Here is a 13,384-nt window from a genome sequence, read left to right as displayed (position 1 = left end):
GACTGCGGCCGGTCAGCGGAGGAAGGCCGTGTACTCGTCGAGGATGGGGAGGATCTGGTCGGCCTCGGCGCTGGGGAGGCTGAGTACGACCTCCTCGATGCCCAGTTCGGAGTAGTAGTCGAGTTTCTCCGCGTTGGGGAGCGTGCCGAAGGGGACGATCTTGGCCATCTCGCGTTCCGCCTTGTCGCAGGCTTCGCGCAGGGCGGGGAGGGCGGCCCTGATGCCCCGGCCGCCGATCGGCATCCAGCCGTCGGCGTACTCGGCGACGTGGGCGAAGAGCTTGGGGCCCGCGGCCCCGCCCACGTAGACGGGGGGACCGGAGATCGGCTTGGGCCAGGACCAGGAGGGCTCGAAGCCGACGTGGCGGCCGTCGAAACCGGCCTCCTCCCGGCTCCACAGGGCCTTCATCGCCAGCATGTGCTCGCGGGCCACGTCGCGGCGGGAGCGGAAACCCTGCGGGCCGAGGTGATCCTCGACCTCCTCGACGTTCCAGCCGAACCCGATGCCGAGCACCACCCGGCCGCCGGAGAGGTGGTCGAGGGTGGCGACGGCCTTGGCGGTGACCAGGGGTTCGCGCTGGGCGACGAGCATGATGCCGGTGCCGAGGGTGATCTCGCTCGTCACGGCGGCGGCGTGGGAGAGCGCGACGAGCGGGTCGAGCGTGCGCCGGTACTCCTCGGGGAGCACCGCCTGTCCCGCGGCCGGGGGCGTACGGCGGGAGATGGGGATGTGCGTGTGCTCCGGCAGGTAGAGGGAGGCGAACCCGCGCTCCTCGGCCGCCCCGGCCAGTTCGGAGACCGGCATGGACCGGTCGGTGGCGAACATCGTGACACCTAGCCGCATCAGCGCCTCCGTCTTCACGTCCGGACCTTCGACGGGCGTCTCGCCTCTCGGCCGGACACCCCGTCTTCGCCGGACATTCTGTCCCGTATCCCAGCTGTCCGCCCAGGTTGCCGGGGGGAACGTCCCGGCCAAGCGGACCCGCTTGGTTAACCAAGCGATTGCTCGTTTATCATCCCTAGGGTAGCTTGCTCACGTCACCAAAGACGAGGCGTTCACCGGGCACGGCTGAGCACCGCGGCCGGCGGACACGGCAATCCTCACGGGAGGACGCTGATGGCGTTCACGGATCTGGGCGACGTCCGGCTGTTCCACACCGACGACGGCTCCGGCGACACGACGCTGCTGCTCGTCCACGGTCTGGGCGCCGACTCCCACGAGTGGGTCCACCACATCCCCACCCTCGCCAGGGACCATCGGGTGATCGCGGTGGACATGCGCGGGCACGGTTACTCCTCCGCGCCCGAGGAGGGCAACACCCCCCGGCAGATGGCGGACGACCTCGCCGGGCTCTGTGCGGCCCTGGGCGTGGAGTCCTGCGTCGCCGTCGGCCACTCGATGGGCGGCCAGATCGTCTCCCACCTCGCCGTGGAGTATCCCTCGCTGGTCAGGGCCCTGGTCACGGTCGATCCCGGCTACGGCTTCGCGGGCGCGCTGAGCGAATACCTCCCCACCCTGATCGAGCAGATGCGCGAGGACGTCGTGGGGGTCTCACTGCGCAACGACGAGTGGACCCAGACCGCCGCCACGCCCGAGTGGCTGCGCGAGTGGCACCGGCGCCGGATCCTCGCCACTCCTCCGCACGTACTGCTCCAGGCGTTCGAGGCGATGTTCGGCGGTCCGGACGCGCTCGGCCTGCGCCCCAACTCCGACGAATACCTCGCGCGCCGGACCTGCCCGGTGCTCACCTTCTGGTTCGACCCCTCCCAGGCGACCTGGGAGGCCGGACTGTTCAAGAACCCGCACTCCAAGGCGGTCACCTGGGAGGGCAGCGGTCACCGGCTGCACGAGGAACGTCCGGGCGAGTTCCTCATCGTCGTCACCAACTGGCTAAGGAGCCTGCCGTGAAGTTCTCGTTGATGCTCAACCCGCAGATCCCCGGCTCGGGCTACAGCCAGGAGGAGAACGCGAAGGCCAGGAGGCCGATCGGGCGCGACACCGAGTCGTACCAGAGGCTGCTGGACGAGGTGCGCGAGATCGCCGTCCACGCCGACCAGATCGGTTTCGACGCGTTGATGATGACCGAGCACCACTTCCACTCCGAGGGTTTCGAGTTCTCGGTCAACCCGCTGATGTTCCTCACCGACCTGGCGGCCAGGACCGAGCGCATCCTGCTCGCCCCGCTCGGCCTGGTGCTGCCCGCCTGGGACCCGATCAGGGCGGCCGAGGACGTGGCCCTGCTCGACCAGTTCAGCAAGGGCCGGCTCCGGCTCGGCGTGGCCCGCGGCTACCAGAACCGCTGGATGAACGTGCTGGGGCAGCGCTGGCACGCCTCGGCCGCCAGGTCCGACGGGTCGAACTCCGACAACCGCAACTTCGACGTGTTCGGCGAGGTGCTGAACATCATGAAGATGGCGTGGACCCAGGAGACGCTCCGCTACAAGTCCGACGTGCTCGACTACGAGGTCCCCTCGCCCTTCGACGGGATCGAGGGCTGGCCCGCGCAGGAGTGGACCAGGACCTTCGGCGCCCCGGGTGAGCTCGACGACGACGGGAAGATCCAGGCGATCTCGGTCTGCCCCCGGCCGTACCAGAACCCCCACCCGGAACTGTGGCAGCCGTTCACCATCTCCGACCGCTCGGTGGTCAGGGCGGCGCAGGAGGACATCCTGCCGTGGATGTTCACCCCGAACCCCGACGATCACGCCGCCAAGGCCAGGCTCTACCAGGAGGAGTCGGCCAAGTGCGGCCGTGACTACAAGCTGGGCGAGCACACCGGCATCCTCAAGATCGTCGGAATGGCCGACACCAAGGAGGAGGCCATCGCCACCTACGGCAAGAGCATGCAGAAGGACTTCGCCGCCTTCTTCGGGCCGTTCGGCTACCTGGAGGTCCTGCGTAAGAAGGAGGACGACAGGCACCAGCCGATCAGCCCCGAGAAGGGCGACTTCAAGCGCATGAACGAGGTCGAGATGGCCCTGCTCGGCGGCCCCGACGACGTCAAGCGCGGCATCCAGCGCATGCTCGACCGGATGCCGGACCTGGAGTGGTTCGGCCTGTTCATGCAGGGTCAGCAGGGCGTCCTGCCCCTCGACACCGTCAAGCGCAACCTGGAGCTGTTCGCCACCAAGGTCATCCCCGAGTTCTCCGACTGACCTTTCGCTGATCCGGCCCTCCAGAGGTCCCCACCCTCCGGGAAATCCCCGTCGGGAATCCCCGTGGAAGTAAGGACAGGGACGGCACCCGCAGATGTCCCCCGGCTACCCCGGGGGGACATCTATCGAAATTTCAGCATTTCGGAGCCCAGGAGGATCCGTGCAGTTCTGGCTTGGAGCGTCATTCGTCGAGACCGGCCAGTTCATCGAACTGGCCAGGGCCGCGGAGCGGTGCGGCATTCACACGCTCACCCTGTCGGACCACATCTTCTACGCCGACTTCGAGTCGCCCTATCCCTATTCCAGAACCGGCGCCCCCCGCTGGAACGCCGAGACGCACTGGCCGGACGTGTGGGTGACGATCGGCGCGATGGCCGCCGTCACCACCACCCTGCGTTTCGCGCCCAACGTCTACATCGCCCCGGCCCGTGATCTGTTCACCGTCGCCAAGCAGGTCTCCACGGCCGCGGTCCTGTCCGGGAACCGGGTTACCTTCGGCGTCGGCGTCGGCTGGTGCAAGGAGGAGTTCGTCCAGACAGGTCAGGACTTCCACACCCGGGGACGCAGGCTGGACGAGATGATCCCGGCCCTGCGCGAACTCTGGGCCGGCGGCACCGTCACCCACCACGGCACCCACTACGACTACGGCCCGCTCTCGATCTCCCCCGTACCCTCCGTGCCCGTGCCGTTCTTCGTCGGCGGCGACAGCGAGGCGGCGCTGCGCCGCGCGGCCAGGACGGGCGACGGCTGGATGGGCAACCGGATCTACACCGAGGAACAGCTCGACCCGGTCCTCGCCGACCTGCGGCGCTACCTCAAGGAGTACGGCAGGGCGGAAGACGCCCTGCAGATCATCGCGCCACTCGCGGTCATGCCCGACGCCGCCACCTACCGCCGCTTCGCCGACAAGGGGGTGACCGGAACGATGGCCGCGCCCTGGTGGCTCGCCACCCCCGAGGAGAAGGCCGGGTACGGCGAGGGCATCGAGCTCAAGATAGCCACCATGGAGCGCTTCGCCGAGGAGGTCGTCTCGAAGATGTGACGCCTCGCCCGACGCGCACGCCCGGCACGGCACGGCCGGGCCCCGTATCAGGCCCCGTATCGGGCCGCGCTGGATCCCGGCGGTGATCACCGCGCCGAACCGGCACAGCGTGCCCCGGCCGGGCCCGCGTGCCGGGTGGCCGGTCGCCCGGCGGCCCGAGCCGATAGCCTGGCCGGGTGCTCGAAAAGATCAAAGCCACCCGTTACGTGACGCCCCTGCGGGAGGGCGGCTCGCTCCCCGGGGTCATGGAGGCGGACGACCTCGGCACGCACGTCGTGAAGTTCCGCGGCGCCGGCCAGGGCCGCCGGGTCCTGGTGGCGGAGATCGTGTCCGCCGGGCTGGCCCGGCGTCTCGGTTTCCGCACGCCCGAGCTGAAGGTGATCGACGTCGATCCACAGCTCGGCGCCCGCGAGCCGGACGAGGAGATCCAGGACCTGCTCAAGGCCAGCGAGGGCAACAACCTGGCCGTCGACTTCCTGCCGGGCGCGCTGGGCTTCGAGCCGCTGGCCTGGCCTCCAGAGCCCGGTTTCGCCTCCCGCCTGCTCTGGTTCGACGCGCTGATCCACAACGTCGACCGGAGCTGGCGCAACCCGAACCTGCTCCTGTGGCACGGCGACACCTGGCTGATCGACCACGGCGCCGCGCTCTGGTTCCACCACAACTGGCCCTCGGCCGACCCGCTGCGCGGCTTCGACGCGCGCGACCATGTGATGGCCCCCTTCGCCACCCGGATGTCCGAGGCCGACGCCGAGTTCAGCGAGAGGATCACCAGGGACCTGCTCGACGGGGTGGTGGACGAGGTTCCCGACGAGTGGCTGGAGGACGAGCCGGGGTTCGACGGGGCGCAGGCCGTGCGGCAGGCGTACGTCGAGCACCTGCTGGCCCGCGCCCAGGGCCCGCGTACCTGGCTGCCGGCTCCCTCGGCCGCCTCCGGCCAGGACTCGGCGGCTCAGCAGGGAAAGCCCGGCTCGGTGGGCGCGTTCTGGAAGGACAGCCGGTGAAGGACGTCTACGAGTACGCGATCATCCGGGTCATCCCCCGGGTGGAGCGCGGCGAGCTGATCAACGCCGGCGTGCTGCTCTACTGCCAGCCACGCGGCTACCTGTGCGCCCGTGTGGAACTGGACGAGGCACGCCTGCGCGCCCTCGACCCCCAGGTGGACCTCGACGGCGTACGGCACGCGCTCGACGTCTACCGGCGCTCCTGCGGCGGCGACGAGGGACCGCTGACCGAGGAGCCGCTGGGCAGCCGGTTCCGCTGGCTGACCGCCCCGCGCAGCACGATCGTGCAGACGGGCCCGGTCCACGCCGGTCTCACCGCCGACCCGGAGGCGGAGCTGGAGCACCTCGTGACCTGCCTGGTCCGCAGCCCCTGAGCCGAGCCCGGAAAGCGGCCCGGGCATGCGGACACGAGTGAGCGTCCGGTCGTCCAGGTGCACGGTCTCGACCTCGATCTCGACCTCGATCCGCCGGTAGCCGGGTCGCTCGAAGGCCGGCGATCCGCCCGGAGCGGCGGGACGCCGGTCAGAAGAGCACGGACATGAAGGTGCCGACCTCGACGAAACCGGCCCTGCGGTAGGCGGCCCTGGCCGGGGCGTTGTAGTCGTTGACGTACAGCGAGACCACCGGCGCGAAGTAGTCGAGCGCGTGCTTGACCACCGCGGCCATCCCTGACACCGCGTGGCCGCGGCCACGCAGGTCGGGGTGGACCCAGACGCCCTGGATCTGGCAGGCGTGCGGCGTCACCGCGCCGATCTCGGCCTTGAAGACGACCCTGCCCCCCTCGATGCGGGCGTACGACCTGCCGATCCTGATCAGCTCGGCGACCCGGGACCGGTAGAGGGCTCCGCCGTCCCCCAGCTCAGGGGAGACGCCCACCTCCTCGGTGAACATCGCCACGCAGGCCGGCAGCAGGATGTCGAACTCGTCGGGCCGGACCCGCCGCACCAGCGGGTCGGCCGGGAGCGGCGACGGCTCCGTGGTCACCATGAGCGGCTGCGCCCAGCGGATCGCACGGGCGGCTCCCCAGTGCGGCTCCAGCCGCTCCCAGAGCACCTCGACCGCGTCGGCCGGGCCGACGATCGAGGAACAGCGGCGGCCCTGCTTGCGTGCGCGTTCGGCGAAGGCGTAGACGGCGTCGGTACCGGCGTTGACCGGAACCAGGTTCGCCCCGGCGTAACAGAGGGAGGTCAGGCCACCGCGCGGCCCGAACCCCCACATCTGGCCACCGAGTCTGGCCGGATTGAGCCCGACAGAACGGACCCTGGAGGCGACGAAAACGTTACCGACGGGGTCGATGTCGAGAAGCGCCAGGACCTCGTCTCGATCGTTGTCGTCGAGCACGCGCGACGCCGTTGTACGCAGCATCACATGCTCAGCCTACGCGACCCCCTCGATTTTGGCAGGAACCAACACAGAGCATCTCATCTACCTGCTAGATCGCCCTTCCCCCCGGGTGCCCGGCGGGCACCCGGACGGGCGAGGGTCCGATCACCGGCACGGGCACCGGCAGCGGCAGGCCGGGGCAACGGGCGTCCGGGCCGCCGGAGTCCCGCCGTGCTCCACCGGGGAGGGTGCCGTCCCGCAGGTAGGCGGCCAGGCGACGGTCGACGCAGGCGTTCCCGTTGAGCGAGATCCCGTGGTTGCCGCCGGGTACGACCAGCAGCCGGGAGCCGCGGAGCAGGGTACGCATCCGCAGCGCCCCCGCGTACGGGGTGGCGGCGTCGCGCTCCCCCTGGATCAGCATGACCGGTGGCAACCCGGTGCTGTCGTGCACCCGCACGGGGGTGCCTCCCTGCACGGGCCAGAACGCGCACGGCGCGTTGTACCAGGCGTTGGGCCAGGTGAGGAAGGGTGCCCTGGCGTTGGCCCTGGTCATGTCCGTCCGCCAGCGTGTCCAGTCGCGCGGCCAGACTGCGTCGCTGCACTGCACCGCCAGGTAGACGGCGTAGTTGTTCTCGTCCTTGGCGTCGTTCTCCGCGTGCTTGCGGTAGGCGTTGAGCAGGAGTGCCGTCTCCCCCTTCTTGACGTAGGCGGAGAAGGCCTTGGCCAGCTGCGGCCAGACGGCGTCGGAGTAGCCGCCGACGGTGTAGAGATCGTCGAGCTCGCTCGGGCCGATCACTCCCGCCGCGGGGTGGCCGCCCAACCGGGTACGCATGGCGTCCCAGGCGAAGGAGACGGCCCTCTCGGTGGCGCCCAGCCGGTAGACCGGATTGTGACGGGCGATCCATCTGAGGAATTCCCGGTGCCTGCTCTGGAAGGCGATGCTCTGGCTCAGGTTCGAGCGGTACCAGATACCGCGCGGATCCACCACGCTGTCCAGGACGAGCCGACTGAGCCGGCCGGGAAAGAGCGTCGCGTAGACCGCGCCCAGGTAGGTCCCGTACGAGTAGCCCAGGAAGCTGATCTTCGACTCGCCGAGCGCCTCCCTGATCAGGTCCATGTCCCTGGCGGAGTTCTCCGTGGTCATGTGGGGCAGCATCCAGCCCCACCGGACGCCGCACGCCTGGGCGTACTCGCGGGCCCGGTCGATGAGCATGCTCTCGTCCCGCCTGGTGACCGGCACCTGGTCGGGGCGGGGCGGCTTGTAGTACTCCACGGGATCGACACAGCTCAGCGCCGGCTCGCTGGCCCCCACCCCGCGCGGGTCGAAACCGATCACGTCGAACCGGTCGGCCAGGCCGCCGGGAAGCCCTGCCACGACGCCCTTGACCAGATCGCGACCGGACGCCCCGGGACCGCCTGGATTGACCAGCAGCGCGCCGAGACGGTCGTGGGTGGCCCTCCCTCTGATCCGGTTCAGGGCGATGTTGATGGTCTGGTACGGGTTGTCGTAGTCGAGCGGCACACTCAGCGTGGCACACTCCATCCGGCTGTCCGCCCGCTGCCCGGGAACGGACGGCGTCGCCCCGGGCACCGAGGTCCCGCCCTCGCAGGGCCCCCAGACCAGCCCCTCCCTGCCCTGGGCCACCGCCCCCTGCGGCACTCCCACCGCGGCTGCCAGCATCGCGATGCTCGCGGCAATCCCGACGACCCTCTTCTTCACTGTGCGGTCCCCCTACTCGTACGGCAGAGGCGATGGTCTCCCGGAGGTGGCGCGATTCACCCGGGACACAACCGGATATCTAGCAAAGTGTAGTCAGATAATTGCTAAGTGTAATGATCCCAGGTCGGACGGCGCCACCAGGTGGGCCGGCAGAACACCGCAAACGGCCACGGAGGCTACGGAGACCGGAAAACGGAAATCTCCGGCGGAGAGCACCCCGCAAAAGGTGCGCCCCCGGCGGCGAGAGAGCGACCGGGGGGCGGACACGTGCGGGAAGCGGGACGACGGTGCCTAGCCGACGACGACCTGGGGGCCCGTGACGTCGTCGTCGAGGTCGACCTCCACGCCCATCTGCTCGGCGAGGCGCAGCGCCTCCTCGATCAGGGTCTCCACGATCTGCGACTCGGGAACGGTCTTGATGACCTCGCCCTTGACGAAGATCTGGCCCTTGCCGTTGCCGGAGGCGACACCGAGGTCGGCCTCGCGGGCCTCACCGGGGCCGTTGACGACGCACCCCATCACCGCGACGCGGAGCGGGACCTTCAGCCCCTCCAACCCCGCCTGGACCTGCTCGGCCAGGGTGTAGACGTCGACCTGGGCACGCCCGCAGGAGGGGCAGGAGACGATCTCCAGGCCGCGCTCGCGCAGGTTGAGCGACTCCAGGATCTGGTTGCCGACCTTGACCTCCTCGACCGGCGGGGCGGACAGCGACACGCGGATGGTGTCGCCGATCCCCTCGGCGAGCAGGGCCCCGAAGGCGACGGCGGACTTGACCGTGCCCTGGAAGGCCGGGCCCGCCTCGGTGACACCGAGGTGGAGCGGATAGTCGCACCGGGCGGCGAGCAGGCGGTATGCCTGGACCATCACGACCGGGTCGTTGTGCTTGACGGAGATCTTGATGTCGCGGAAGCCGTGCTCCTCGAAGAGCGAGCACTCCCAGAGCGCCGACTCCACCAGCGCCTCGGGGGTGGCCTTGCCGTACTTCTGGAGCAGGCGGGGGTCGAGCGAGCCGGCGTTGACGCCGATCCTGATCGGCACGCCGTGGTCGGCGGCGGCCCGCGCGATCTCACCGACCTTGTCGTCGAACTTCTTGATGTTGCCGGGGTTGACCCGGACCGCCGCGCAGCCCGCCTCGATCGCGGCGAAGACGTACTTCGGCTGGAAGTGGATGTCGGCGATCACCGGGATCTGCGACTTCCTGGCGATGGTCGGCAGCGCGTCGGCGTCGTCCTGCGAGGGGACCGCGACCCGGACGATCTGGCAGCCCGAGGCGGTCAGCTCGGCGATCTGCTGGAGCGTCGCGTTGACGTCGGCGGTGACCGTGGTGGTCATCGACTGGACGGAGACCGGCGCGTCCCCGCCCACGGGGACGGAGCCGACCATGATCTGACGAGATATGCGTCGCTCGGCGATCGGCCTGGTCCTTACGGACGGGATTCCGAGAGCAACAGAAGTCATTTTCAGCCCTTGAAGAGTCGACGACGCTCACCAGTCTAGGCAGTCCCGGTGAGCTCCCGTGCCCTTATCCGTGCCCAGGAGTCGGCATCGAGCACCTCGGCCACCGATCCGGCCTCGGTGACGGTGTGCTCGGAGACCACCGAGGCCACGGTGTCGACGATGCCGAGGAAGGGCAGCCGACCGGCCAGGAACGCCTCGACGCAGACCTCGTTGGCGGCGTTGTAGACGGCCGGTGCCGTGCCGCCGGCCGCGCCGACGTGGCGGGCCAGCGCGACGGCGGGGAAGGCTCCGTCGTCGAGCGGCTCGAACGTCCAGGTGTGGGCGGCGGTCCAGTCGACGCCGGGCGCGGCGTCGGCGACCCGCTCGGGCCAGCCGAGGGCCAGCGCGATGGGCAGGCGCATGTCGGGCGGGCTGGCCTGGGCGATGGTCGAGCCGTCGACGAACTCGACCATCGAGTGGATGACCGACTGCGGGTGGACCACGACGTCGATGTGCTCGAAGCCGATGTCGAAGAGCAGGTGCGCCTCGATGACCTCCAGGCCCTTGTTGACGAGCGTGGCGGAGTTCACCGTGATCACCGGTCCCATCGACCAGGTGGGGTGGGCGAGTGCCTGCTCGGGGGTCACCTCCGCGAGATCCGCGCGCGACCTGCCGCGGAAGGGCCCGCCGCTCGCGGTGACGACCAGGCGCCGCACGGCGGAGGCGTCGGGGCCGGTGGGACCCGCCGCCCACAGGCACTGGGCCAGCGCGGCGTGCTCGGAGTCGACCGGGATCAGCTGGCCCGGCTTGGCCAGGCGCTTGACCAGCGGCCCTCCGACGATCAGTGACTCCTTGTTGGCGAGCGCGAGCGCCCGGCCGGCTTCCAGCGCGGCCAGCGTGGAGGTCAGCCCCAGCGCGCCGGTGATGCCGTTGAGCACGACGTCGGCGGGCCAGGAGGCGGCCTCCGCCACCCCTTCCTGGCCGGCCAGCACCCGCGCGTCCACCCCGCGCGCGGCCAGGGCCTCGCGCAGTTCCGGCACCGCGGCGGGGTCGGCGACGGCGATCACGTCGGGCCTGAACTCGGCCGCCTGCCGGGCCAGCAGGTCGATCCGGCCACCGTAGGCGGCCAGCGCGACCACCCGGAACCGGCCGGGGTTGCGGGCGATGACGTCAAGGGACTGGGTCCCGATGGACCCGGTCGAGCCGAGCAGGACGACGGAGCGGACGGTGTCTGGCTGCACCGTCCCATTCTCCCGGCTCGGGCCGCGCTGTCGAATCGGCCTCATCCACCCGGAAATCTGTTAGCCGTGAAACACGCGATAAAAGGCGATATTTAAGTCCGAATTTCGTCATATCAATAGCTGTAAATCTTGAGAAATGCGTACGTACGGCGCACTAGCTTCCCGGAACAGCAACGGGCCTCGGGAGGTACATATGCGACGCACAGCACGACTCATCCCCCTTCTCACCGCGGTCGCGGGAAGCACTCTGCTCACCGCGACGATCGCGCACGGCGCCACGGGCACGGGCACGGGTGCGGGCGGCCCGGGTACGGGCGGGGGCGTCACCGCGACGCGGGCCGTCCCCCGGCCGGTCGAGAAGGAGGCGGCCGACACCAAGGCGGAGCAGCGGACCGTCCAGCGCTACTGGACGGAGGCGAAGATGGAGGCGGCACAGCCGCTCACCACCCTCATCCCGGAGAGGGAAGGTGCCCGCCTCACCTCGGCGGCGATCGCGGCGCAGGCCGCGGCCGACCCCGTCTCCATCCCCGCGACCACGCCGGACGGCGAGGCCGTCCCGGCCACCGGCATGGCCGCCAAGGGCACGGCCGCCGTCCGCGCCTCCACCGGCGCGCCGTGGACCCGCGGCGGGGCGATCGCCAAGACCACCGGCCGCGTCTTCTTCACCTACCAGGGCCGCAACGCCTCGTGCTCGGCAAACGCGGTGACGAGCGAGAACAGGAGCACCGTGATCACCGCGGGGCACTGCGTGCGGATGGGCGGGGCCTTCCACAGCAACTGGGTGTTCGTACCGGGATACGAGAACGGCAACCGGCCCTACGGCACGTGGGTGGCGACCACGCTCTACACCACCCCGCAGTGGAACAACACCGAGGACATCAACTACGACGTGGCCTCGGCCGTGGTGGCCCCGCTGAACGGCAGGTCGCTGACCGACGTGGTCGGCGGCCAGGGCGTCTCCTTCAACCAGTCGCGCCGGGCGCAGATGCACTCCTTCGGCTACCCTGCGGCCGGTCCCTACGACGGTTCCAAGCTGGTCTACTGCGCCGGACGGGCCTTCGACGACTTCCTGATGTCCCGCGACATCGGGTTGAACTGCAACATGACCGGCGGGTCGAGCGGCGGCCCCTGGTTCCTCGGCTTCAACGAGAGCACCGGCCTGGGCACCCTGAACTCGGTGAACAGCTTCAAGTACGACTTCGCCTCCGGCTGGATGTTCGGCCCGTACTTCGGCACCGACGCGCAGGCCGTCTACGAGGCCGCCCAGACAACCGGCGCTCCCTGAGACTCACCGGGCCCTCGACGACCCCGAATACCCTAAAGTAAGCACAGAAACACTCTCCGTAGTGCAAACTCGGGCCTCATGACCTCAAGGCTCCCCCTGCTTGCGGCCGCCCCGCTCGTCGCCGGGCTGCTGGGCGTCCCGACGACCGGAGTGACGGCCATCCGGCAGACGGCCGCCGAGTCCGGGCAGCAGGCCGCGAACGCCCCCGTCCCCCTTCTCACCGCGAAAGTCGCGACGTCCGGCATGCCGGACGTCGTCGAGCACACGATCGCTCCCACCGCGTCGGAGCGAAAGCGCGTGCTCGGCTACTGGACCCCCCGCCGGATGGCCTCGGCGCTCCCCGTCGACCGGCTCTCGAAGGCCGGCGGGTTGCTCGGACGGCTCTTCGCCCGAGCCGGCCGGGGGGTCGCCCCCCACCGGAGCCCGAACGGCGCCGCCGCACGCACCTCCGGCGCCCGCTGGACCTCCGGTGGGATGGTCGAACGCACCACGGGGCGGGTGTTCCTGACCATCAAGGGCAGTGACTTCGTGTGCTCGGCGAGTTCGGTCAGGAGTGCCAACAGGGATCTGGTCGTGACCGCCGGTCACTGCGTCAAGGACGGCGCCGGCGCCTGGGCCGACAACTGGACCTTCGTCCCCGGCTACTCCCAGGGCCGCCGCCCGTACGGGCAGTACACCGCGCGCCGCATGTTCGTCGCGGGTCCCTGGTCGCGCGGCGGCGACGACAGCCACGACATCGGCATGGTGGCGGTCAACACCGGTGACGGCAAGCACCTCGGCGACGCCGTCGGCGGTCAACAGATCGCTTTCGGCACCCCCAGAGGGCGCCCCACCAGCGGTTTCGGCTTCCCCGCCGACTCGCCCTACGACGGCGAGCACCTGGTCTACTGCGCGGGCACGCTCCGCGACGACCCGAACGGGCAGACCGGCGACCAGGGGATGCGCTGCGACATGACCGCCGGATCCAGCGGGGGCCCGTGGCTGAGCGGCTTCGACCCCTCCACCGGCCGCGGCACGATCGTCTCGGTCAGCAGTTTCAAATACAGCGACGACCACCGCACCATGTACGGCCCCTACTTCGGCGACTCGGCCAGGGAGCTCTACGCCATGGCCGAAACGTCATGACACCGGCGGAAGAAGCGCGGGGAGCGGCGCCGGCCTCGTCGACGCCGGAGGCCGT

General features: G+C 70.1%; 12 protein-coding genes. 7 read left to right on the top strand and 5 right to left on the bottom strand.

Going from position 1 to position 13,384, the window contains the following annotated elements; genetic code table 11:
* Positions 1–12: 12 nt before the first annotated feature.
* Entirely contained in the window at positions 13–861 is an 849-nt protein-coding gene (locus ABZ260_RS04875; RefSeq protein ID WP_355613076.1) for an LLM class F420-dependent oxidoreductase, read from the bottom strand.
* Positions 862–1,116: 255 nt separating this feature from the next.
* Between ABZ260_RS04875 and ABZ260_RS04870 the strand changes: the two genes are divergently transcribed.
* The 5 genes from ABZ260_RS04870 to ABZ260_RS04850 all read left to right on the top strand — a co-directional run bounded on the left by ABZ260_RS04870 (position 1,117) and on the right by ABZ260_RS04850 (position 5,572).
* A complete protein-coding gene (locus ABZ260_RS04870) occupies positions 1,117–1,908 on the top strand; it encodes an alpha/beta hydrolase (protein ID WP_355557600.1) in 792 nt (263 codons plus the stop codon).
* Positions 1,905–3,155 (top strand): LLM class flavin-dependent oxidoreductase, encoded by a 1,251-nt coding sequence (locus tag ABZ260_RS04865; RefSeq protein ID WP_355557603.1) that lies wholly within the window; start codon positions 1,905–1,907, stop codon positions 3,153–3,155. Before ABZ260_RS04870 ends, ABZ260_RS04865 begins: the two co-directional genes overlap by 4 nt.
* Positions 3,156–3,315: 160 nt before the next feature.
* Positions 3,316–4,197, top strand: a complete 882-nt coding sequence (locus ABZ260_RS04860; RefSeq protein WP_355613074.1) for a TIGR03619 family F420-dependent LLM class oxidoreductase — start codon at positions 3,316–3,318, stop codon at positions 4,195–4,197.
* 176 nt (positions 4,198–4,373) lie between these two features.
* Entirely contained in the window at positions 4,374–5,198 is an 825-nt protein-coding gene (locus ABZ260_RS04855; protein WP_355613072.1) for a HipA family kinase, read from the top strand.
* The gene (locus tag ABZ260_RS04850) at positions 5,195–5,572 is read left to right on the top strand and encodes a DUF3037 domain-containing protein (protein WP_350912774.1); all 378 of its coding nucleotides are present in this window, start codon (positions 5,195–5,197) and stop codon (positions 5,570–5,572) included. Before ABZ260_RS04855 ends, ABZ260_RS04850 begins: the two co-directional genes overlap by 4 nt.
* Positions 5,573–5,720: 148 nt before the next feature.
* Here the strand turns inward: ABZ260_RS04850 and ABZ260_RS04845 are convergent, their stop codons facing one another.
* The 4 genes from ABZ260_RS04845 to dxr form a co-directional block, all read right to left on the bottom strand.
* Entirely contained in the window at positions 5,721–6,563 is an 843-nt protein-coding gene (locus tag ABZ260_RS04845; RefSeq protein WP_350913421.1) for a DUF4081 domain-containing protein, read from the bottom strand.
* Between the two features lie 67 nt (positions 6,564–6,630).
* On the bottom strand, positions 6,631–8,241 hold the full coding sequence (locus ABZ260_RS04840) for an alpha/beta hydrolase (protein ID WP_355613070.1): 1,611 nt from the start codon (positions 8,239–8,241) through the stop codon (positions 6,631–6,633).
* Positions 8,242–8,532: 291 nt separating this feature from the next.
* A complete protein-coding gene (gene ispG / locus ABZ260_RS04835) occupies positions 8,533–9,699 on the bottom strand; it encodes a flavodoxin-dependent (E)-4-hydroxy-3-methylbut-2-enyl-diphosphate synthase (protein WP_355613068.1) in 1,167 nt (388 codons plus the stop codon).
* A gap of 35 nt (positions 9,700–9,734) precedes the next feature.
* A complete protein-coding gene (dxr, locus tag ABZ260_RS04830) occupies positions 9,735–10,919 on the bottom strand; it encodes a 1-deoxy-D-xylulose-5-phosphate reductoisomerase (RefSeq protein ID WP_355613066.1) in 1,185 nt (394 codons plus the stop codon).
* A 193-nt stretch (positions 10,920–11,112) separates the two neighbouring features.
* On the opposite strand from dxr, the gene ABZ260_RS04825 reads away from it, so the two are divergent.
* Positions 11,113–12,204: a peptidase gene (locus ABZ260_RS04825; protein ID WP_355613064.1), complete on the top strand. Its 1,092-nt coding sequence runs from the start codon at positions 11,113–11,115 to the stop codon at positions 12,202–12,204.
* A gap of 78 nt (positions 12,205–12,282) precedes the next feature.
* Positions 12,283–13,329, top strand: coding sequence for a hypothetical protein (locus ABZ260_RS04820; RefSeq protein ID WP_355613062.1), 1,047 nt, complete (start codon positions 12,283–12,285; stop codon positions 13,327–13,329).
* Positions 13,330–13,384: the final 55 nt, after the last annotated feature.

The sequence above is a fragment of the Streptosporangium sp. NPDC006013 genome, assembly GCF_040614275.1.
Classification (GTDB): Bacteria; Actinomycetota; Actinomycetes; order Streptosporangiales; family Streptosporangiaceae; genus Streptosporangium.
The sequence above is the reverse complement of the archived record's forward strand: the minus strand, read 5'-3'. Positions and strand labels throughout refer to the sequence as shown.

Excerpts from the sequence above, each read along its gene's own strand:
- ABZ260_RS04870 (WP_355557600.1), top strand. The coding sequence starts at position 1,117 with ATGGCGTTCACGGATCTGGGCGACGTCCGGCTGTTCCACACCGACGAC.
- ABZ260_RS04845 (WP_350913421.1), bottom strand. The coding sequence starts at position 6,563 with ATGCTGCGTACAACGGCGTCGCGCGTGCTCGACGACAACGATCGAGAC.
- ispG (WP_355613068.1), bottom strand. The coding sequence starts at position 9,699 with ATGACTTCTGTTGCTCTCGGAATCCCGTCCGTAAGGACCAGGCCGATC.
- ABZ260_RS04825 (WP_355613064.1), top strand. The coding sequence starts at position 11,113 with ATGCGACGCACAGCACGACTCATCCCCCTTCTCACCGCGGTCGCGGGA.
- ABZ260_RS04820 (WP_355613062.1), top strand. The coding sequence starts at position 12,283 with ATGACCTCAAGGCTCCCCCTGCTTGCGGCCGCCCCGCTCGTCGCCGGG.